The organism is Paenibacillus sp. Soil522 (assembly GCF_001428245.1).
Lineage (GTDB): Bacteria > Bacillota > Bacilli > Paenibacillales > Paenibacillaceae > Pristimantibacillus.
Genome location: NZ_LMRV01000032.1, coordinates 85,425 through 105,855, shown reverse-complemented (window position 1 = coordinate 105,855; position 20,431 = coordinate 85,425). Strand labels below are relative to the sequence as shown.

At 43.2% G+C, this 20,431-nt stretch carries 12 protein-coding genes; 11 read left to right on the top strand and 1 reads right to left on the bottom strand.

Going from position 1 to position 20,431, the window contains the following annotated elements; all coding sequences use genetic code 11:
• Positions 1 to 161: 161 nt before the first annotated feature.
• A complete protein-coding gene (locus tag ASG81_RS08905; RefSeq protein ID WP_056632144.1) occupies positions 162 to 605 on the bottom strand; it encodes a hypothetical protein in 444 nt (147 codons plus the stop codon).
• A gap of 344 nt (positions 606 to 949) precedes the next feature.
• On the opposite strand from ASG81_RS08905, the gene ASG81_RS08900 reads away from it, so the two are divergent.
• The 11 genes from ASG81_RS08900 to ASG81_RS08850 all read left to right on the top strand — a co-directional run bounded on the left by ASG81_RS08900 (position 950) and on the right by ASG81_RS08850 (position 20,422).
• Positions 950 to 2,035 carry an S-layer homology domain-containing protein gene (locus ASG81_RS08900; RefSeq protein ID WP_056632141.1) on the top strand — a complete coding sequence of 362 codons (1,086 nt, stop codon included), beginning with the start codon at positions 950 to 952 and terminating at the stop codon, positions 2,033 to 2,035.
• A gap of 287 nt (positions 2,036 to 2,322) precedes the next feature.
• Complete coding sequence (locus tag ASG81_RS08895) at positions 2,323 to 4,392, top strand: serine hydrolase domain-containing protein (protein WP_056632139.1); 2,070 nt, start codon at positions 2,323 to 2,325, stop codon at positions 4,390 to 4,392.
• 349 nt (positions 4,393 to 4,741) lie between these two features.
• A complete protein-coding gene (locus ASG81_RS08890) occupies positions 4,742 to 5,830 on the top strand; it encodes a lamin tail domain-containing protein (RefSeq protein WP_056632136.1) in 1,089 nt (362 codons plus the stop codon).
• A gap of 210 nt (positions 5,831 to 6,040) precedes the next feature.
• Entirely contained in the window at positions 6,041 to 6,295 is a 255-nt protein-coding gene (locus tag ASG81_RS08885; RefSeq protein ID WP_056632133.1) for a hypothetical protein, read from the top strand.
• 304 nt (positions 6,296 to 6,599) lie between these two features.
• Positions 6,600 to 7,736: a DUF6155 family protein gene (locus ASG81_RS08880; RefSeq protein ID WP_056632129.1), complete on the top strand. Its 1,137-nt coding sequence runs from the start codon at positions 6,600 to 6,602 to the stop codon at positions 7,734 to 7,736.
• Positions 7,737 to 7,944: 208 nt separating this feature from the next.
• Complete coding sequence (locus ASG81_RS08875) at positions 7,945 to 8,640, top strand: nuclease-related domain-containing protein (RefSeq protein WP_056632126.1); 696 nt, start codon at positions 7,945 to 7,947, stop codon at positions 8,638 to 8,640.
• Positions 8,641 to 8,670: 30 nt separating this feature from the next.
• Positions 8,671 to 8,997, top strand: a complete 327-nt coding sequence (locus tag ASG81_RS08870; protein ID WP_056632122.1) for a nucleoside triphosphate pyrophosphohydrolase — start codon at positions 8,671 to 8,673, stop codon at positions 8,995 to 8,997.
• A complete protein-coding gene (locus ASG81_RS08865) occupies positions 8,990 to 11,440 on the top strand; it encodes a DEAD/DEAH box helicase family protein (protein ID WP_056632119.1) in 2,451 nt (816 codons plus the stop codon). Before ASG81_RS08870 ends, ASG81_RS08865 begins: the two co-directional genes overlap by 8 nt.
• Before the next feature lie 662 nt (positions 11,441 to 12,102).
• A complete protein-coding gene (locus ASG81_RS08860) occupies positions 12,103 to 13,209 on the top strand; it encodes a DNA cytosine methyltransferase (protein ID WP_056632116.1) in 1,107 nt (368 codons plus the stop codon).
• Positions 13,209 to 16,382 (top strand): DISARM system SNF2-like helicase DrmD, encoded by a 3,174-nt coding sequence (gene drmD, locus ASG81_RS08855; RefSeq protein ID WP_056632112.1) that lies wholly within the window; start codon positions 13,209 to 13,211, stop codon positions 16,380 to 16,382. Before ASG81_RS08860 ends, drmD begins: the two co-directional genes overlap by 1 nt.
• Positions 16,379 to 20,422 carry an Eco57I restriction-modification methylase domain-containing protein gene (locus ASG81_RS08850; RefSeq protein WP_056632111.1) on the top strand — a complete coding sequence of 1,348 codons (4,044 nt, stop codon included), beginning with the start codon at positions 16,379 to 16,381 and terminating at the stop codon, positions 20,420 to 20,422. Before drmD ends, ASG81_RS08850 begins: the two co-directional genes overlap by 4 nt.
• Positions 20,423 to 20,431: the final 9 nt, after the last annotated feature.

Sequence of the window (20,431 nt, the reverse complement as noted above, 5' to 3'; positions counted from 1 at the left end):
ATACAACGAATTACGGAATATTTCGTGAACCGCCGTATACCGAACGGTATGTACGGTGGTGTGAGAGGTCGGGGGCTAGCCGCCCCCTCCTACTCGATTTTAGGCTTCAGCTAATTGAAAGGTTGCAAGTCTGCTCGACCATTTAACGCCTCTACAGTCCGTCAGACTTTACGCCTGCGAAACATCCGAACGACGGCAAAAATAACGATGAACCATAAAACGATGCTAAGCAGCGAAAGCAATGGAAAACCGAGCGAAAACCCGGCGAATGGATTGAATAGCGATCCCATGATTGTCCCCAGTGCCAATCCCCCGAACATTCCGCCCAAAAATCCGCCAAAACCGGTTCGAGGCGCAGGTGTCGTCCTCGCAGGAGCCGGATTGCGAGCCGCATTATCCGGTCTCGTTGGAGTCGTGCGGCCGGGGGTGCCGATTCCGGGATTATAGCTCCGTCTGGGCGAACGAATTCCACCGCGTTTATAAGGCTCTATCGTACCCTGTTGTTCCACTTCCCCTTGCTTTTCATACGATTCGCCGTAAATTTCCGTCGTCGAAATTCCAATAACCAATGGGAACAGCATGAGCAGTACCAAGATTTTTCTCATTTGGTGTACACCTCCACCAGTAGCGTACCCAAACCTAACAAGAACATTCCTCGGCGGATTAACGTACACAAAAACGACCTGGTCTGCCTCTAGATCGAAAATTTTCTTGGTTGCACGGAGCTGCCCATAGGTATAGATACATTTTATTAAGGATATATAACGAGGAATATTTTAGAAAATGAAAAAGACTTCCTAGTCAAAAGGAGGTTCTTTTATTGATTTGGTGAATATAGGAAGTGTGGTACTTATGAGTTGAATGAATACATGAATGCGCTTTAAGGTCATACATAATTAACTCCTGCTCGGCATAATTATACTCATTATTAAAGGGTGGAGGTTTAGAGGTGAAAAAAAGTTCTTATGCTGTACTTGCGGTACTGTTGACACTTAGTATGCTGTTGATGTTACCACGTCAGTCTTTTGCCATTTCAGCCGATCTAGCTTGCCAAATCGTCGCCGATCAAAAAAAGGTGCCATCAGGCGGGAAAATTTCGTATCACATTCTTTATCACAATGTGCAAAATAACATCATGTCGAAGGCATGGATCAAGGTTAAGGTCCCGAACGGATTGACGCTTGACGAAACCAGTGATTTCGAATGGAATGACCTTAACAGCACAATAACATGGAATTTGAAAGACATGCCGGGCAACGGCGCAGACGTCATTCATTTCAACTTAAAGGTAAAAGCGGATCAGAAACAAGAGTCAAATATGGCTTACGAGGTTTCTTGTCAAACGGGAACAGTTGCAACCGTACTGTACGAGAGCGGAAAAACGAAGGTAGAATTAGGAACTGAAGTCCATCAGCCGTTCTATCATGGTTATCCGGATGGTAATTTTCATCCAAAAGCGTATCAAACCCGCGCTGAAACTGCCGCAACGTTGGTTCGAATTTTAAATTTGGCGGAAACCGGGAAGGATGTCTCATTCTCCGATACGCCTGAAACATATTGGGCCTATGATTACATTCGCAAGGTAGCTGCACACGGCTATATGGTCGGGGACAATGGAAAATTCCGACCGGATGAAAAGATTACACGCGCTGAATTTGTGAGCTTGCTATTACGCGTTAGAGGAATTGAAAGCGTCCCGCTTGTGACCTTCGACGACTCGAAGAATCATTGGGCGAAGGATGCGATCGCGACTGCAAAAGGATTGAAATATATTGATGGGATAGATAAGGGACATTTCTTCCCGGATGAACCGGTTGAACGACAGGTTGCGGCCAAGATGATGAGTTTAGCCCTTCAGAGAGGGGCATTAATGGACGGCGAAACCAAGGTTATTCAGCATTACCCGGACGTTACGCTAAATTTGTGGTCCTTCCCATGGGTCGAAGAGGCTTCGAAGGTCGCACATGAAGCGGAGCAAACTGGCATTGTAGAGCATTTGATTCGATATTTACCAGAACAGACAGAACCATTTTAGCAGAATATTGCCCAAGTAAAAGATGTGGATTGAGACAGAGCGAAATAAACCTAAGCAGATAGTAGATAGAATTTCCAACCGTCGATATTGAATGCTTCACTTAGAAAATGAAAGGACTTCCAGTCAAAGGAGGTTCTTTTTTTTGTGATTTGGTTTTCTTATAAGCTAAATAGCGAAGCTGAGGTGAACGGAGGCACAGCAAGCTCTGCATCTTATTTTTTCCAAAAATGAATACTTCTGGATTTGTTATACGTATTAAAAACAGACTAAACCCTAAGGAGGTTCTTATGAGAAAAAGAAGATCTTGGATGGTGGCAGCGGCACTTGTGCTAACGTTACTTGTCCCGACGGGAGCGATGGCTGCAGGCCAGAGCAATGGGCTTGCCTACGATGCTACGCGGAAGGCCGCGGCGGAGAAAGCCTTGCTGCTCACACAAACTTACGGTACGACAAGCGTTCAATATGCACTTATCGATCATGGCAGTATTGTCGTATCCGGTCAATCCGGTCGAAATGATGAGAAGGGAAAAAAGCCGCTGACGGCGGAAACGATGTACGGCATCGGATCGACGAGCAAGATGTTCGTTACCGCGGCCGTGATGAAGCTGGTAGATGAGGGGGAAGTCGACCTGGATTCGCCTGTCGTTAAGTACATCCCCTACTTTAAGATGAAAGACGAACGATACAAGCAGATTACGCCGCGCATGCTGCTCAACCATTCCTCCGGTATTAACGGATCGACGTTGACCAACTCTTTTTTGTTTGAAGATAACGATACCTATGCCCATGATAGATTGATAGAACAATTGGCCCAGCAAAATTTGAAGGCTGATCCGGGCGCTTATTCGGTTTATTGCAACGACGGGTTTACATTAGCCGAGATTATGGTAGAGGAAGTCAGCGGCATGGACTATACCTCTTATATCCATCAACATTTTACGAATCCTTTGAAAATGTCCGATACGAAGACACCAATGGATAAGCTCAACGCATCCAAAATGGCGGGACTCTACTATCCTACCTATGAGGGACAATTGCCAAACGAGTCAGTCAACGTCATTGGAACGGGCGGCGTATATTCCACGGCGGAGGATTTGGTCCGATTCTCGCAAATCTTCACAGGACAAGCTGAAGGAATACTCTCTGACAAATCGGTAGAAGCGATGGAACAAGAAGAATATAAGAAAGGCTTTTGGCCCGATGATGCGGACACGTCTGTCGGCTTCGGACTCGGCTGGGACAGCGTCAACCTGTTCCCTTTCGATGATTACGGCATTAAGGCGCTTACGAAAGGCGGAGACACGATTCTTTATCACGCCTCACTCGTTGTGCTTCCTGAACATGACATGGCTGTTGCCGTTCTCTCTTCCGGCGGCTCCAGTATGACAAATCAACTAATGGCAAATGAAATGCTGCTTCATGCGCTGAAAGAGAAAGGGACGATTGCCGAATTCAAGCCTGAGAAGTCGTACGGAACACCTGTAAAGGCGGATATGCCGGAGACATTGCTGAAGCATGCGGGTATTTACGGAATGACGAATCAATTGTTCAAAGTAGATATCAGCAAAGACGGCGAAATGTCAGTATCTATGGTGCAAATGCCGGACTATCCGGCTGAGAAATATATGTATACGGCGGATGGTTCGTTCATAAGTGCGGATGGGAATACGAAGGTCAGCTTCGTGACGGAAGAGAATGGACGTACCTACTTATGGTCCAGACTTTATGTCTCGCTGCCTGGGCTTGGCCAGACGGCTTTGTCGCATTATTCAGGTGAGAAGCTCGCTGCCTATGACCTATCAGAAGAAGTGGCTGCCGCCTGGAAGGAACGTGACGGCAAGAAATATTACCTGATCAATGAAAAATATACATCGGTAGCGTACTTGATCATGTCCACTATCAATCTGGATTTGGCTAAGGAACTGCCCGGTTATGTGTTGGACAAAAAAATAACAGGCCCAAACACGGCGGTTAGCGATTTGCAAATCCCGGCCGTAGTCGGCCGAGACATTACGGGATATAACTTTTATACGGAGGATGGAATCGAGTACCTCGAAGCAGCGGGCAGCCTATTTGTACGCGAAGATGCAGTGAAGCCGATCTATCCCGGCCAAAAGTCGACGACAACCATCCCGGCGAACGGTCATGCCAAGTGGTACACGATACCGGATAAGGCCGTAGGCAAGACCATACAGGTGAAGATGCCAACAAACGGCTCGTTTGTCGTATACGACGAGAAAGGCACATGTGTGAACTTCACCGTGATCAGCGGCGATCATAAGGTTGTGCTGCCTGCGAAAGGTACCATTGTTTTCGCTGGTGATGCTGGGTCTAAGTATGAAATTTCCATAAAATAATGAAATGATGTGAGTCTAGTAAAACTCAGCTCTATAACGGGCTGAGTTTTTTCTTTATATACACTTAAAGTAAAACCTAGCAAAACGGCAGTTATTAGTGTCAGAAGAAAATAAAGTGCTATGGTAGGAGACTTCGCTTCCAACGGCACAAAGCCTTCCTCCCGCAAACAAACCTTGATGAGCAAAACAAGCCAACCTCTGCTTTCAGGCCCTTTATCCATAAGGCTTGTTCATATTCATAAAAACTCCATCTCCGATTGATATCTCCAAAATATTCTTTTGTTCTAATAGAGAGAGCCTGTAAGCAAGGCTTCTATTAGATATCATTCTAGTTGAGGAGGAATCATTGATGGCTAGATTGTTTACAACACGATGGACAGCATTGTTGATTGCATTCGTTTTTGCTGTAGGTATTGCGCTGCCTGTATTGCCGCAAGCGGCTTCCGCCGCAACGTACTCCGCTACGATCAATCGTGTAGTCGACGGAGATACGGTGTATCTGAAAGAGCAAATTTTGGGAACCACAAGTGTTCGCATGCTTGGAATCGATACGCCGGAAATGTATTATAACGGCCCAAATCAAGGCCAGCACGCTACCGATGCTTCGAATTACTTGAAGCAGCTGCTTCCGTCGGGAACGACGGTAACCATTGTTACGGATGTAGAGGAAAAAGACGGCTATGGCCGACTGCTGGCGCACGTATTCAAGGGCAGCCTTGATGTAAACAAAGAGATGGTAGCCAAAGGACATGCAGTAACGTATTACATTTGGCCGAATATGCTGTATTTTACGGATTACAGCGCAGCCGTGAAATCGGCCCGTCAAGCTGGCCTCGGCATTTGGAACCCGAGCAATCCGCTCGCCGAGCTACCGTTCGAATTCCGCTTGCGCATCGACGGCAGAGCGCCGGACAAGTATGTAGGCGATTATTTCACGAAAAAATATGTCGATCCTGCTAATTATAACAACGTAGCGGTAGAAAATCGCGTATTCTTCTTCACGGAGCAGGATGCCATCACTGCAGGCTACACTCGTCAAGGCGGTACGACACCTCCTCCAGCTACCACAGGCCTGTACATTAATGAGCTGCTTCCAAACGCATCGACAGAGTGGGTTGAAATTTATAACGCAACTGACTCCGCTGTCAATATCGGCGGTTACAAGATCGATGACATTCGCACCGGCGGCTCCGCGGTTTATACGATTCCAGCCGGAACTACAATCCCTGCAAAAGGGTATTACGTATGGAACACAAGCTCTTATTTCAACAATACCGGTGGCGATGAGGCCAATCTGATTGCCCCGGACGGAACGGTAGTCGACACGTATAAATACACAACTACCAGCTCCGGCAAATCCTTCTATCGCTACCCGGACGGGGGTGCTTGGTCCGCTGCGATGGATGCCACTCCAACCAAGGGCGCAAGCAACCAATAAATGGTTTTACTTCAGGGGAGCCGTCACGGGCTCCCCTTTAACGTTCAAAAAAAGCCGGGCAATTTACGCGACGTTAATCGATGGGAAATATGCAGAATTCCCAATTGCACGTATCACACTTTACGACACTCAGGGAAAAATATGCGAGCCGTTAGATTTTGATTCCAAAGTGGTATAATGGTAACAGTATCTAGAAGGCGGTGTTTATTTATGAGCGTGAATCGTGAAGAATTAAAGCGCATGATTGACCAAATACCGGAACAAGATGCTATAGAAGTACTTGATTTTATTGGCTATTTGAATATGAAGCGAGAGCGAGAAGTTTCTGAGCAAATAGATGCACTTTCTGAGGATGCAGATCTGATCCGACAGGCTCAAAAAAGCCGAGAAGATCGGCAGGTTGGGCGTATTTATGATCAGCAAGCAGGGCTCGATTATAGCAGGAATACTGGCCTATCCCCCTGATGTGAAAGAAAGAATTTATCTGGATTCTTTCATACGATTGTCGTTTACCCCTACGCTAACTGCAAAACAAATACCTTTAGGTTTGGAAGGTTATTGAGACGATATTCTTGAATCTGCTGGTGCTTAAACCCTGAAACAAGCAAAAGAATTGACCGAAGAGATCAAGAAAATGCGTGAAGAAGTGATATGAATTTTGTCCAAGAAGAATTTGGTTTGCCGCTTTTGAGAATATAAAGCTTTTAATGTTAAAACGCCTCCTTATTGAGGCATTCTTTATTTCAAGGATTAAAGGGAGATGACGTGGATGATATATATTTGCAAAATTGAACTGGATGATATTGCTCCGAGCATATGGCGTCAATTTCAATTTCATCCGGAGGTTACGTTTCATCAGCTTCATAAAATCATACAAGTGATGATGGGCTGGGAGGATTATCATTTGTATAAGTTTCATATTGGTGGACAAGTCATTGGTTTGCCTAACCCGACATTCGAGGATATGGAAACACGTGAAGTACTGAATGCGCGGAGAGAAATTGTCATCAAGCATTTGCAAAAGGAAAATACGGAATTCTCCTACATCTATGATTTTGGCGATAATTGGCGGCACACAATTAAGTTAGAGAAAATAGATACGTCGGCTTCTGCGGTTATCTCTCCAATTTGTTTGGGAGGGGAGCGCAGCTGTCCGCAGGAGGATGTTGGAGGAGTGTGGGGTTATCAGCATATGATGGAAGTGCTGTCTACTCCGAATGATCCGGAACAGAAAGAATTTAAAGAATGGCTGAGAGAAGGATATGATCCTGAGACTTTTCACTGTGACGAAGTGAATGACAAGCTTCGTCAGCGGAAAACCAAGCTAATACCGAAATCACTTCTACCGCAAGCCGAGGATAAAAAACCGCTAAAGCTGACCAAGACGTCTCTAAACAAGTATTTGAAGCGCATGAGCCAGGAACAGATGATGGAACTGGTAAAAGAATGCTATGGCGCCAGCAAAGACATGGAGCGGTTTCTCGCCGTCAAAATTTTGGGGGAAGAAGCGGTGGAGTCGCTATTTCATGAATATCGCAAAAAAGTCGAACATGAATTTTTCCCCCAGCGCGGTCACGGAAAGCTGAAGCTGCAGGAAGCGAAGAAGGCAATATCCGAATTCGAAAAACTGACGGGCAGCGAGAAATACAGTTTTGAGCTAAAGCTGTTCTACGTCGAGATGGGCGTTTCTTTTACCCTTACCTATGGCGATATCGACGAGCGGTTTTACGAAAGCATGGAATCGATGTATGCAGATGTGATTCGGACGGTAAATTTTGATGATACTGCTGAACTATTCGATGAATACGAGGAACGAATTAGCGCGATAGTGTCGGATACGAACGGAATCGGTTGGGGATTTCACGATACTTTATCCTATATGTATGATCAAATAAGATGGATATAATGACTTTTAATGAAGTTAGAGTAGATGTTTGTCGCTGTTTAATGCTAAAAGTGGACTGCTCATGACCGAGCAGTCCATTAATTTTTATAAATACAATTGTACAAGGCTTCCCCGATATTCTCACTCTAAATAGGCCATTTAAGCAGGACTCCTTACCCAATTTGTCGAATTCTACCAAAACAAATTAAATATTTTTAAGGAGTCCCTAATGTTTAAGAAGCTTCTTTCCCTATTCATTTCAAAACCGGCAAAATTAGAACCAGCAGTAACCAAAACAAAAAAGCCATCCAAGCCTAAAGTTGAACCTACTCGCATTGGGGAATTGGGTGAGTATAAAATTAACATTCAATTGGATCAGCTGCCCAAGGAATGTCAGCATCTAAACGATCTACTTGTTCCAAATCCCAAGTCGCGCTCGGGTTATTCTCAGATAGATCATCTCATTATTTCTCCCTATGCCTTATTTGTTATTGAAACCAAAAATTACAGGGGAGAGATTAAAGGGACGCGTACGGATCGGTATTGGAGCGTTAGCAATCGGTTTAAATTATATAATCCGTTAATGCAGAACTACGGTCATATCAAAGCGGTAGAGCTGCTTCTCACTGATCTTATGAATGTAAAATACATCTCAATGATCTCCTTCACAATGAGATGCAGATTCAGTATCGACCCAGAGCTGAGAAAGATCGGCTCGGACGAGCTTGTTGTTTATGATGTAGAGCTAACCGAGTTTATACAGCGGAAAATAGCGAGACTAAAAATAGAGCAGCCATCCCCTTGTTTTACTGAGGATGAGGTTCGGGCTATAAAAGACAGGATTGCTGCGGCTAATATTACTGACCCTGTTATTAGAGCTCAGCATATTGAGAAAGCGAAGAACTTGAAAGCAAACGCCAAGTAAGAAACATTAGCCACTGAAAAGGAGACACTTATGCCTGTATACAACAAACTCGTCCGAGATCGGATACCGGAAATTATTACGAAGCAAGGCTTGTCTTTGACTACTAGAACACTCAAAGCTGACGAGTATTTAACTGAACTTCGCACGAAGCTGCAGGAGGAAACGAGTGAATTTATGGCTGCTGAATCGAGCAGCGAAGCCATCGAAGAGCTAGCTGACATGCTAGAGGTTATTCATGCTCTTGCTGAAGCACACGGAGCGTCCGTTCAAGAGCTGGAGCGAATACGCATAGAGAAAGCGGATAAGCGAGGAGGCTTTAAAGACCGGATCTATCTAATCGAGGTGGAAGATGCCTGATATCAAGCTCATTACGGAAAATCTCGCAGACGAGTTAATTCCAAGCATTCAGAAAGCTTCAGGTATCTACATTTTGACCTCATTCGTCATGGATTCTGGCGTAAGACTGCTTGCGCCTTACTTGCGAGAAGCGATGGGAAGAGGGGCGGAGGTTAAGCTGCTTGCGGGCGATTACTTGTTCGTTTCCCAGCCTGAAGCGCTTCGATCATTACTAAGTATTCATCCGAGCATTGAAGCGAGATTATGGCGCAGCCGGGGCACGTCCTTTCATCCAAAAGCCTACTTATTCGATTACGGCGATGGACAAGGGCTGTTCATTGTGGGCTCGTCCAATTTGTCTTTGTCTGCTTTTCGAATGGGCGTGGAATGGAATCTGGCCGTAAACGCTCAGGCCGAACCATTTACATTCCGGCATGCGCTAGACAATTTTATGAAAAACTTCTATCACGAATTTACACAGCCGTTAAACGAAACAACCATTTCCTATTATGAAACGGCCTACAAAGCCTATCATCAGAAATATCCAGAGCTTATCCAGTCTATATCCGAGATGGAGCAGTCGGAGCTCATGCTCCCACATAAGGATCATAAGCAGGAGGATGCCGCACCTAATGAGAAGTTGGCCTTGATTTCTCCCAGAGCGGCGCAGCAAGGAGCGCTTGAAGCACTCGATATCACGTATGCGGAAGGCTATGACAAGGCGATGGTTGTTATGGCGACAGGGCTCGGTAAAACGTACTTGGCTGGATTTTTCACCAAAGAAAGGTTTCAGCGTGTTCTGTTCGTCGCTCATCGAGAAGAAATTCTGAACCAAGCGAAGCGCTCCTTCTTGCATATTATGCCAGACAAAACGGCTGGACTATATAATGGCTCTGACAAAGAAACCGGAACGGATTTCGTGTTCGCGTCTATTTACACCTTGAGCACGAAAATGCATCGCGAACGATTTAATCCTGATGCCTTCGATCTTATCGTAATCGATGAATTTCACCATGCCGCCGCAAAATCGTACCAGACGGTATTGTCTTATTTTCAGCCTAAATTTCTGCTAGGCATAACAGCTACGCCGGATCGTATGGACGGTAAAGACGTATTTGCCATTTGCGATGGGAACGTCGCGTATCAGCTGCATTTTATCGAGGCGATTCAAAAGGGTTGGCTGTCTCCATTTCATTATTTCGGCGTATATGACGCTACGGATTATTCCCAGCTTACCTGGCTTGGAACGAAATATGATGAAGGCGAACTGCTCGCGGTTCAACTGCGTGAAGAGGTGGCCTCTAACATTTATGAGGCTTGGGCTCGCCATAAGCAGACGCGTACGATTGGATTTTGCTCATCGATTATTCAGGCTAATTTCCTGTCAGACTATTTTTCGAAGCAGGGCGTAGCAAGCCTGAGCTTGCACTCGGATACTCGTTCGATGACGAGACAGGAAGCAATTAGAAGGTTAGAAAGTGAAGAGCTTCAGATTATTTTCACAGTGGATCTGTTCAATGAAGGCGTCGATATACCGTCTGTCGATACGCTGCTTTTTGTAAGGCCGACGCAATCTCTTACGATCTTTACGCAGCAGGTGGGAAGAGGGCTCCGGCTTCATACTGGGAAGCAGACATGTACGATTATCGATCTGATCGGTAACTATCGAAATGCGGATATTAAAATGAGCTTATTTGACACGGAAGCAAGAGATGAAGCCGCTGGAAAAAGAGAAAGTGTTACGCCAATCCCACCAGCAGGCTGCGTAATCGAGTTGGAGACGAGCGTTATTGATATGTTCGAGGAGCTTGCCCGCAAGAAGCAGCCTCGTAAGGATAAGCTGCGAAGTGTATATTTTGAGGATAAGGAAGAACTCGGCCGCCGGCCTCACTATATGGAGCTTCATTTACTAGGCAAAGCGAGCAGCAAGGAGTATCGTCAGGAATTTGGTTCATACGTCGGTTTTCTGTACTGGTGCGGGGAGCTGGATGAGACGGAAGAGTCCGTATATCTGCGCTATGAGCGGTGGTTTAAGGAAGTGGAAAGCACGCTAATGAACAAAAGTTACAAAATGGCGCTATTGCTGGCGATGCTGGAGAGAGGTGCTTTGGACTGGAATGCTCCGATTACTTCGCAGGAGGCAGCTCCTTTCTTTCATCGGTATTTGACGGAGAAGGAGTATCGGCGGCGGATCGATTTTTCAGATAAAGAGACGCTCCGGCTTACTGAGTATGACGAGCAGAAGGTAGCTGCGCATATTGCTCGTATGCCTATGACCAAATGGAGCGGGAGCTCAAAGGGGCAGATTACGTTCGACAATGGGGAGTTTACGGTTCAGTTAGAGATTCAACAGGAGCACGCAGAGCTGGTTTATGCTTGGACGAGGGAGATTTGCGAGTATCGGCTGCATGGGTATTTTGAGAAGAAGGCGGATAGTTCGAAGGAGGTACATGGGAATATATGAAAATAGAAATAGGTGAATCTTTACTCTATTCATAGTTAAGTCATAACTGCTTATTACTATATATTACAAGCCTAATAAGACAGTGAAAATTCATGTGTTCGATAGTCAGCATTTAAGTATTAATTACTTCAACAAATAGGTTATTGAAGGAAAGCAAATTAAATGTTACAGGTTAAACACTGTTTAGTGAAAAAGTTCAAGACAAAGTTTCTGCCTCTCCAGAAGAGATTTTCGGGCAGGTAAAGTATAAATAGTTCATTCGAAAAACTCTTGGATCAACGGGAGGACGACCACCATTCTTGTAGAGTGGAGCTAACTACTCAAGCACATTGAAGCTATCCGCATGATTGTTATAATCTATGAGTTTAGGGTCAAAGATGAGTGTGTTATAGTAGTGGGAGGGTAGCAGTTCTAATTACAACTCAATGAAAATATACCTTGAGTTATTGGTTTTAAGGTGGTAGTAGTACTTCCCTTTTACTATATTTTTTCGCATTGGTGCATTTTATTTTATTCTGATATTGATGGATTTTTGAACAGGTCTGTTAGTCATTCTAGAATAAATAGTTCGGATTTTTGCTCCTTACCTGCAAAGGGGCTCATAATTATCATGATTGTATTTTTTTAATGTATGTCAATTAAAGCTTAAGGAGAATAACAGTATGGATAGTAAACAAAATTCCTTAAAAAAACTTATGCCAAAACGAAAAATTTACGCCATTGATTTATTCTGTGGTGCAGGTGGCTTAACAAAGGGCATGGAGAATGCAGGAATTGATGTTCGATTAGGAATCGATATTGATCCAGCTTGCAGTTATCCCTATAACCAGAATAATAAAGCTCAGTTTCTTCTGAAAAACGTTGAAGATCTTTCATCCGATGAGTTGAAAAAAAAGTACAGAAAAAATGGGATTAAGTTGCTAGCTGGGTGCGCCCCATGTCAGACATTCTCTACATACAATCGTAAAGCAGATCAGTCTGATAAACGTTGGTGGCTGCTAATGCAATTTGCGAGATTAATAAGGGAGATTTCTCCAGAATTAGTTACTATGGAGAATGTACCTAGTCTAATTGATCAAGATGTTTTTATAAAGTTTTTGCAAGACTTAAAGAATGCTAATTATCATGTGAGTTATCAAATTGTAAATTGTGCGGATTATGGTCTCCCCCAGCAACGTAAGAGATTAGTTCTACTTGCCTCAAAGTTTGGTGAAATTGAACTTCTAAGTCCTTCTGAGATAGGGGTTAAACCTATAACCGTACGGGATGCGATATCTAATCTCCCTCATATTGATGCTGGTGAGGTTTGTACTAGTGATCTTTTACACCAATCTTCTGCACTCTCTGAGACTAATTTGTTACGTATTAAAGCATCGCGACCAGGGGGGACATGGCGAGATTGGGATAAAGATCTTGTAGCTGATTGTCATAAGAAAAGCTCCGGTAAAACTTATCCAAGTGTTTATGGGAGAATGGAATGGGATGGACCAGCCCCTACAATAACTACACAATACTTTGGCTTTGGTAATGGCAGATTCGGTCATCCGGAACAAGATAGAGCAATCTCCCTACGCGAGGGAGCAATTCTCCAAAGTTTCCCTGAAGACTATAGTTTTGTTGGACCAGGAGAGACTTTTAGTATTAAAGCAGTCGGTAGGATGATTGGGAATGCGGTTCCCGTGAAACTAGGTGAAGTTATTGGCAAGAGCTTATTAGCACACGTAGCATACAACGAGGCCTACAATAAAGGTATTCGGAGGCGCGTCTAATGGTGGGCAAAAATAATAAACAATTTGTATATAGTCAAATCGTCCCCGACCCGGGGCAACTTGTTGAAGTTAGACGACGTCATTGGGTAGTAAGCCAGGTTCAAGGCTCTTCATTCTCAACTGATCTAAGTAGGCAACAGCATTTAGTAACCCTCGCTTCTCTAGAGGAAGATTCTCTTGGAGAAGACCTTCAAGTCATCTGGCAGATAGAACCTGGTGCAAAAGTTATGGAAAAGGCGGGTCTTCCTCAGATTACTGGATGGGATACTAACGAAAGGCTCGAAGCTTTCCTTGATGCAGTAAGGTGGGGAGCAGCAACTAATGCAGATCGGTCCTTTCTACAAGCTCCATTTCGTAGTGGGATATCTATAGAAGAGTATCAACTAGATCCTCTTGTGAGGGCTGTTGATATGGCTCGTGTTAATCTATTAATCGCAGATGACGTAGGTTTAGGAAAGACAATTGAAGCTGGCTTGGTAATACAAGAACTTCTAGTCCGTCATCGAGCACGGACTGTTTTTATTGTTTGCCCTGCCTCCCTTCAGGTGAAATGGCAAACTGAAATGCAGGAAAAATTCGGTCTTGAGTTTCGAATTGTTGATACTGATTATATTAAACAACTCCGCCGCGAGCGTGGAATCCATTCTAATCCTTGGACTTCCTTTCCACGACTTATTTCGTCTATGGACTGGATGAAAGGCGGTGAAGGTTTACGTCTGCTCAAAGACATTCTTTCTTCTCAAATAACCTATCCACGCAAATTTGATATTTTGGTAGTGGACGAGGCACATAATATAGCGCCATCGGCTTCAAGTCAATATGCACTTGAGAGCCAACGGACAAAACTAATTCGCACCATATCACCACATTTTTCGCATCACTTATTTCTGAGTGCGACACCCCATAACGGATATCAGGAGTCTTTTACTTCATTACTTGAACTACTAGACGATCAGCGATTTACGAAAACAATAATGCCTGATGAAAAGCAACTTCAACGGGTAATGGTTCGCCGTCTTAAAAGTGACATAGTAGATAGTAAGGGCCAGCCTGTTTTCCCTGTTCGAAAGCTAGAGTGTCTAGAAATTGACTACTCTGATGAGGAGAGAGACATTCATCAACTACTGGGAGAATACATGACTAGTAGATCAAGTAGTGTTCGTGGAACTCGTTATGAGTATGGGACAGATTTCATTCATACATTGCTTAAAAAGAGACTGTTTTCTTCTCCTATGGCTTTCGCAACAACACTAGAGAAGCACAGAGAAACCCTTAGAAAAGGGTGGATAAGGCCTGCTAAAGAAACATTAGATAACCGTATTCTTCGAAAGGCGATCATGCGCACTGAAGAAGAATATTCTGATGATGCCCAAGCTGAGCAGCTCTATAATGAGGCGATAGAAGTAGCGAGTGAGCTTACAGTTCCTTTAACAGTAACACAGATGGAAATGTTAGATCGCCTTTCTAGCTGGGCTGATAAATTTAAAAACCGTTTGGATTCAAAGGCAAAAGCAATACTTAGTTGGTTGGATACTCATCTTAAGCAAGATGGGCGATTGAATAATAAACGCGTGATATTATTTACAGAGTATCGTGCTACACATACATGGTTACACCAAATTCTAGCTACTCATGGTTATGGTGGGGAGAGGCTGATGTTTCTGCACGGGAGCATGCTCCCCGATGAACGGGAAATTGTTAAAGCAGCCTTCCAAGCGGACCCACATATATCCCCAGTTCGTATTTTATTGGCAACCGATGCTGCTTCTGAGGGCATAGATTTGCAGAATCACTGTAATTACCTTATTCATATCGAGATTCCGTGGAATCCAAACGTTATGGAACAACGTAACGGTAGAATAGATCGACACGGCCAGAAGGGAAAAGAAGTATATATCTGGCATCCGGTTGGAAAGGGTTTTAAATCTGATAGCTTACATGGAAAAATTAGAGTTGGTGAGGTTAATGGTGACCATGAATATCTAATGCGTGCTGTTCTTAAAATTGATAGGATTCGGGAGGACTTAGGTACAGTTGGTCCTGTTATCGCATCACAAATAGAAGAAGCGATGCTTGGGAGACGTAATTCAATGGATACAAGTATCGCAGAGACTAAAGCAGCCCAAGCTCGTCGTTTTGTTGCTGCTGAAAGAAGGATGGAAGAAAAGATATGTCGTCTTCATGCGAGGCTAATGGAGGCAAAAGAGGTGTATCATCTTTCGCCTGGAAATATTGAAAGAGCAGTAGGAATAGCTTTGGAAATTGCGGGAAAACCAGCACTTAAACCATATTCCCTATCGGGTATATCTAATGGGAGTGCGTTTGAGGTGCCTATATTACCTGGATCATGGGGGAGAGCGACAATAGGGCTTGACCATCCGCATACAGGTGTGCGTCGCCCTATAACCTTTGACCATAACGTAGCAAAAGGAAGAGACGATGTCGTCCTTGCACATTTGAATCATAAACTTGTCCAGATGAGTTTACGCCTATTACGTGAGGAGTTATGGAAATTAGATGACGTTAAGCAACTCCATCGTATATCGTTTCGGTTAGTTTCTGACAGGGAATTTATCGCACCAGTTGTCGCAGTCTGGTCTCGACTAGTTATCATTGGCGGTAATCATGAGCGCCTTCATGAAGAATTAACGTTATCAGGAGGGGAGCTAAGAAGAAGTGGATTCTCTAGAATAACACAATTGGGTAGATTAGAATCGTTTATTGAACAATCGATTGCTGTGGAACCATCCAAATCATTATTTGACTCGCTAAAAGAAAGATATGAAAGCCAAGAAAAATCTATTCTAGCAACTGTTGAGGCTAGATCACGTGATAGATTAAAGTATTTGGAAAGCACCTTAGACCGACGGAAAGATGGAGAAATTAAGGATGTTTTAACGGTTCTTGATGACTTGGAAAAGAGCATAAAAAACGAATTAAAGGATCAAGGGCCACAGCAAATTGAGATGCAGCTTTGGCCAGAGGATCAAAGAAATCAGCTTCGTCGTGATATAGATGCACTTAAGGAGCGACTCAAACGTATTCCAAATGAGAGAAAAAGTGAAGTGGTAGCTATAGTAGATAGATATAAAAATCTAGTTGATCGAACGTTTCCGGTAGCGGTTATAATTCTTGTACCAGAATCGGAACTCGGAAGGAATGAAACAGAGTGAGTAAACATACAGAGTGGTTGTCGCTAATTGAAGTATCGGGTCCTTTTTTAACGGTTCCTCTCTTAGAAAAAGCATTTCCACAAGGAATGGAGACAATAGAAACGTCAAGCAGAGCACGTCTTCGTTCTGCTTATGATGAATGGTGTGATGCTATTGACGATCGAGATTCGCTGCTACCCGAGCTTCATAGTGAATGGATATGGATAGTGATTACTGAACTTTTAGAATATGATAGTTATTCTTTGATTTCGAACTCTGAATTATCCTTGCCTTTTAGTATAACCTCTCCTGGACTATTTATGCCTAATTGGGTTGTAAAGAGTAATCAAGATGAAAATCCAAGGCTATTTATCTCTGTCCTGTCACCAGAAACGAATCTTGAGACGGTTCAGCACGATGATGGTTGGCCAAATTCATTTATTGAGAGAATGACATTGTTATGTAGAAACTCTAGTGTTAGACTCGGTCTCGTTACCAATGGCGAGCGGTGGGTGTTGATAAACGCTCCATTAGGTGAGACATCCAGTCATGCTTCGTGGTATTCACGACTTTGGTTTCAAGAGCCTGTAACGCTGAAGGCCTTCCAGTCATTATTAGGAGTACGGCGTTGCTTTGGTCCTCAGGATGAAACTTTAGATGCTTTACTAGAAGAATCCTTAAAACATCAGGACGATGTGACGGACACCTTAGGTGAACAAGTTCGTCGTGCGGTTGAAGTACTAATACAATGTCTAGATAAATCTGATCAAGATCGAAACCGTGAGTTATTGCAGAATGTTACAACGGCTGAGCTCTATGAAGCAGGTCTTACAGTTATGATGAGATTGGTGTTCGTGCTCTGTGCAGAAGAAAGAGGATTATTGTTATTGGGAGATCACTTCTATGAACAACATTATGCAATTTCAACTTTGCGTAGTCAATTAGTGGAAGAGGTCGACCGTCATGGGCCTGAAATGTTAGAGCGTCGATACGATGCTTGGGCACGATTACTAGCGGTTTTTCGTATGGTCTTTGGAGGAATTGACCATGAGTCCCTTCGAATGCCAGCCCTAGGAGGCTCTTTATTTGACCCAGATAAATTTCCTTTTTTAGAGGGTAGGCCAAAAGGAACCAAATGGCTTGATTTCGAAGCTAAACCTTTACCAATTGATAACAGAACAGTTCTTCTTTTGTTAGAATCATTACAAATATTGCAGCAACATGGCGGAGCATTGCAATTATCTTATAGAGCACTAGATGTCGAACAAATAGGACATGTATATGAAGGTTTACTTGAGCAAACTGTCGTACGAGTACCAGAAGTGACCTTGGGTTTAATAGGCTCACAAAAAGTGAAAAATCCTAATGTTTCATTGTACAAACTTGAATTAGAATTAGCTGAAGGGGAGCAGAAACTTGTAAACCTTATAATGGGGGCCACAGAACGTAGTGATTCCGCTATACGGAATGCCCTTAATAGAACGGCTGATGAGGCTCTGACAAGTCGATTGCTTGCGGTATGTGGAGGCGATGTAACACTTGTAAAACGATTACAACCATTCATACACTTGATACGAACAGATGCTTGGAATGATCCTATTGTGTACCTAGCTAATGCTTTTGTAGTTACTATCGGAGTAGATCGTCGTGAAACTGGTACTCACTATACACCAAAATCACTAACAGAGCGCATCGTTGCTAATACCTTAGAGCCATTAGTATATAATGGCCCGGCGGAAGGTAAGCAACGTGAAGATTGGATCTTAAAGCCTTCATTATATTTGTTGAATCTTAAAATTTGTGACCCAGCAATGGGTTCTGGTGCGTTTCTCGTTCAAGTATGTCGTTGGTTGGCGGAACGCATTGTAGAGTCATGGGGAGTAGAAGAAAGAAATGGAAAAATTATAACGATCAACGGAGAAGTTTGTAATCAATTAGATTTTTATGAACCAATGCCCAAATCCTTAGATGAGCGACTTATTTTCGCAAAACGATTTGTTGCAGAGAAATGTATTTATGGTGTAGATCTCAACCCATTGGCTGTGGAGTTATCCAAGCTGTCAATTTGGTTGGTAACTATGTCGAAGGGACGACCTTTCGGCTTTTTAGATCATAATTTACGCCATGGTGATAGCTTGATGGGCATATACAAGCTTGATCAATTGACTTTATTAAGTCTTAATCCGGAACATTCTCACCGACAGCTTAATATTTTCAGCCAAAAAATAGAAAAGCTTATTTCTGAAGTAGTTCTAATTCGAAGAAAAATGCGTGAGATATCAATAATAGATATTCGTGATGTAGAAGCTATATCACGGTTAAATAGTGAAGCAATGAAAAAGCTTAATATTGCTAAGATTGTGGCCGATGCTCTGATTAGTGAAGTTTTACGGTCGGGCTCTAACTCTCGATTACTGGAGCAGGCATTGGATGAACTCCTTATCAATGTTGAACATGTGGTGAGCGAATATTCAGATATATCAGAGTTAGCTAATTCTGAAGCTCAGATAACTTATGCAATTGATCCAGTGAGAAAACCATTTCACTGGCCCTTAGAGTTTCCAGAGGTGTTTATACGAAAAAATGGTGGTTTTGATGCTATTGTTGGAAACCCCCCATTTATGGGTGGGCGTCGATTAAGAAATGGTATTGGTGATACTATGATGAACTGGCTAATTATTAGTTGGCCACACGCAAGTATGAATGCTGATTTATGTGCTTTCTTTTTTTTAAGAGCGGCATTAATAACATGCAACAATGGAGAGCTGGGTCTATTGGCAACTAAGACGATAGCACAAGGAGATACTGCGCGTACAGGTCTAACTTTTTTTATTGAACAACAAGAGATGGTAATTCGGTTTGCTTTATCCTCATTTATTTGGCCCGGTACAGCATCGGTTGTAGCTTCTCTAGTATTGGCACGTAAAGGAAATTGGAAAGGTCCAAAGTATCTTGATAATCGTAAAGTTGATGTTATATCCTCTATATTGGATGACCAAGTTGGGTGGGGAGAGGCTAAACGTCTACCTGGTAATATCAAAAGAAGTTATCAGGGGTCAGTGTTAGTAGGAATTGGATTTGTACTGAGTGATGAAGAGGCCGAAGGCTACCTAAGGTGTAGCGAGTTGAATCAGCAAGTTTTATTACCGTATTTAGGTGGGGAAGACCTCAATACTCACCCAGAACAAAAGGCTAGCAGATGGGCAATAGATTTTCGAAACGCGAGTTTGGATGAATGTGAAGAAAAATGGCCAGAACTTTTAGAAAAAGTACGCCAAACTGTCAAACCCCAACGAGATAAAACACGAAGAGAAGCCCATCGGAAATATTGGTGGCATCATGGAGATAAGCGTCCCGCTCTTTATGAGGCAATTAAATCTGTTCCTGAAGTATTTGTAATAGCAAGAGTAACCAAATATGTTTCCATCGTGAGAGTTCCATCCAAGCAGGTGTTTAGTGAAATGCTGGTAGTTTTTGATTTTACTTCATGGGCACATTTTGCAGCCCTCCAAAGTTCGTTTCATGACTTATGGGTTAGACGAGGTAGTTCAACTTTGGGGGAAACTTTAAGATATACGCCATCAGATTATTTTGATACTTTCCCCTTATTAAACATCGAAAATCATGATTTAGAGTCAGTAGGACAGAAATACCATGATCATCGTAAAGTAATTATGGAATCAACAGGTGATGGCTTGACAGACATTTATAATCGTTTCCATAATCCCGCAGACAATTCAGAGGACATCCAAAACTTGAGGAAATTACATCGGGAAATGGATGTGACAGTTGCTCGTTCATTTGGATGGTATGATCTATCAATACAGCATGATTTCCATGAGACTAAACAGGGTATCCGATACAGTTTTCCACAGTTAACTCGTAACGAAGTGCTTAATCGCATTTTGAAACTTAATCATGCTTGCTATGATCATGAGATAAGTAAAGTCGTTGCAAGGGGGGGAAAGGCTAAATCAAGCAGATCAATCAGTGCTAAAAAAGAAAAAAAAATAAGTGATCAACATCAGTTGACTTTATTCAATATTGACCAATCAAAATAAGATATTCAA

What these genes read in the sequence shown, in the direction of transcription:
- ASG81_RS08895 (WP_056632139.1), top strand. Translation starts at nt 2,323, where the DNA reads ATGAGAAAAAGAAGATCTTGGATGGTGGCAGCGGCACTTGTGCTAACG.
- ASG81_RS08885 (WP_056632133.1), top strand. Translation starts at nt 6,041, where the DNA reads ATGAGCGTGAATCGTGAAGAATTAAAGCGCATGATTGACCAAATACCG.
- ASG81_RS08905 (WP_056632144.1), bottom strand. Translation starts at nt 605, where the DNA reads ATGAGAAAAATCTTGGTACTGCTCATGCTGTTCCCATTGGTTATTGGA.
- ASG81_RS08880 (WP_056632129.1), top strand. Translation starts at nt 6,600, where the DNA reads ATGATATATATTTGCAAAATTGAACTGGATGATATTGCTCCGAGCATA.
- ASG81_RS08875 (WP_056632126.1), top strand. Translation starts at nt 7,945, where the DNA reads ATGTTTAAGAAGCTTCTTTCCCTATTCATTTCAAAACCGGCAAAATTA.
- ASG81_RS08890 (WP_056632136.1), top strand. Translation starts at nt 4,742, where the DNA reads ATGGCTAGATTGTTTACAACACGATGGACAGCATTGTTGATTGCATTC.
- ASG81_RS08860 (WP_056632116.1), top strand. Translation starts at nt 12,103, where the DNA reads ATGGATAGTAAACAAAATTCCTTAAAAAAACTTATGCCAAAACGAAAA.
- ASG81_RS08865 (WP_056632119.1), top strand. Translation starts at nt 8,990, where the DNA reads ATGCCTGATATCAAGCTCATTACGGAAAATCTCGCAGACGAGTTAATT.
- ASG81_RS08870 (WP_056632122.1), top strand. Translation starts at nt 8,671, where the DNA reads ATGCCTGTATACAACAAACTCGTCCGAGATCGGATACCGGAAATTATT.
- drmD (WP_056632112.1), top strand. Translation starts at nt 13,209, where the DNA reads ATGGTGGGCAAAAATAATAAACAATTTGTATATAGTCAAATCGTCCCC.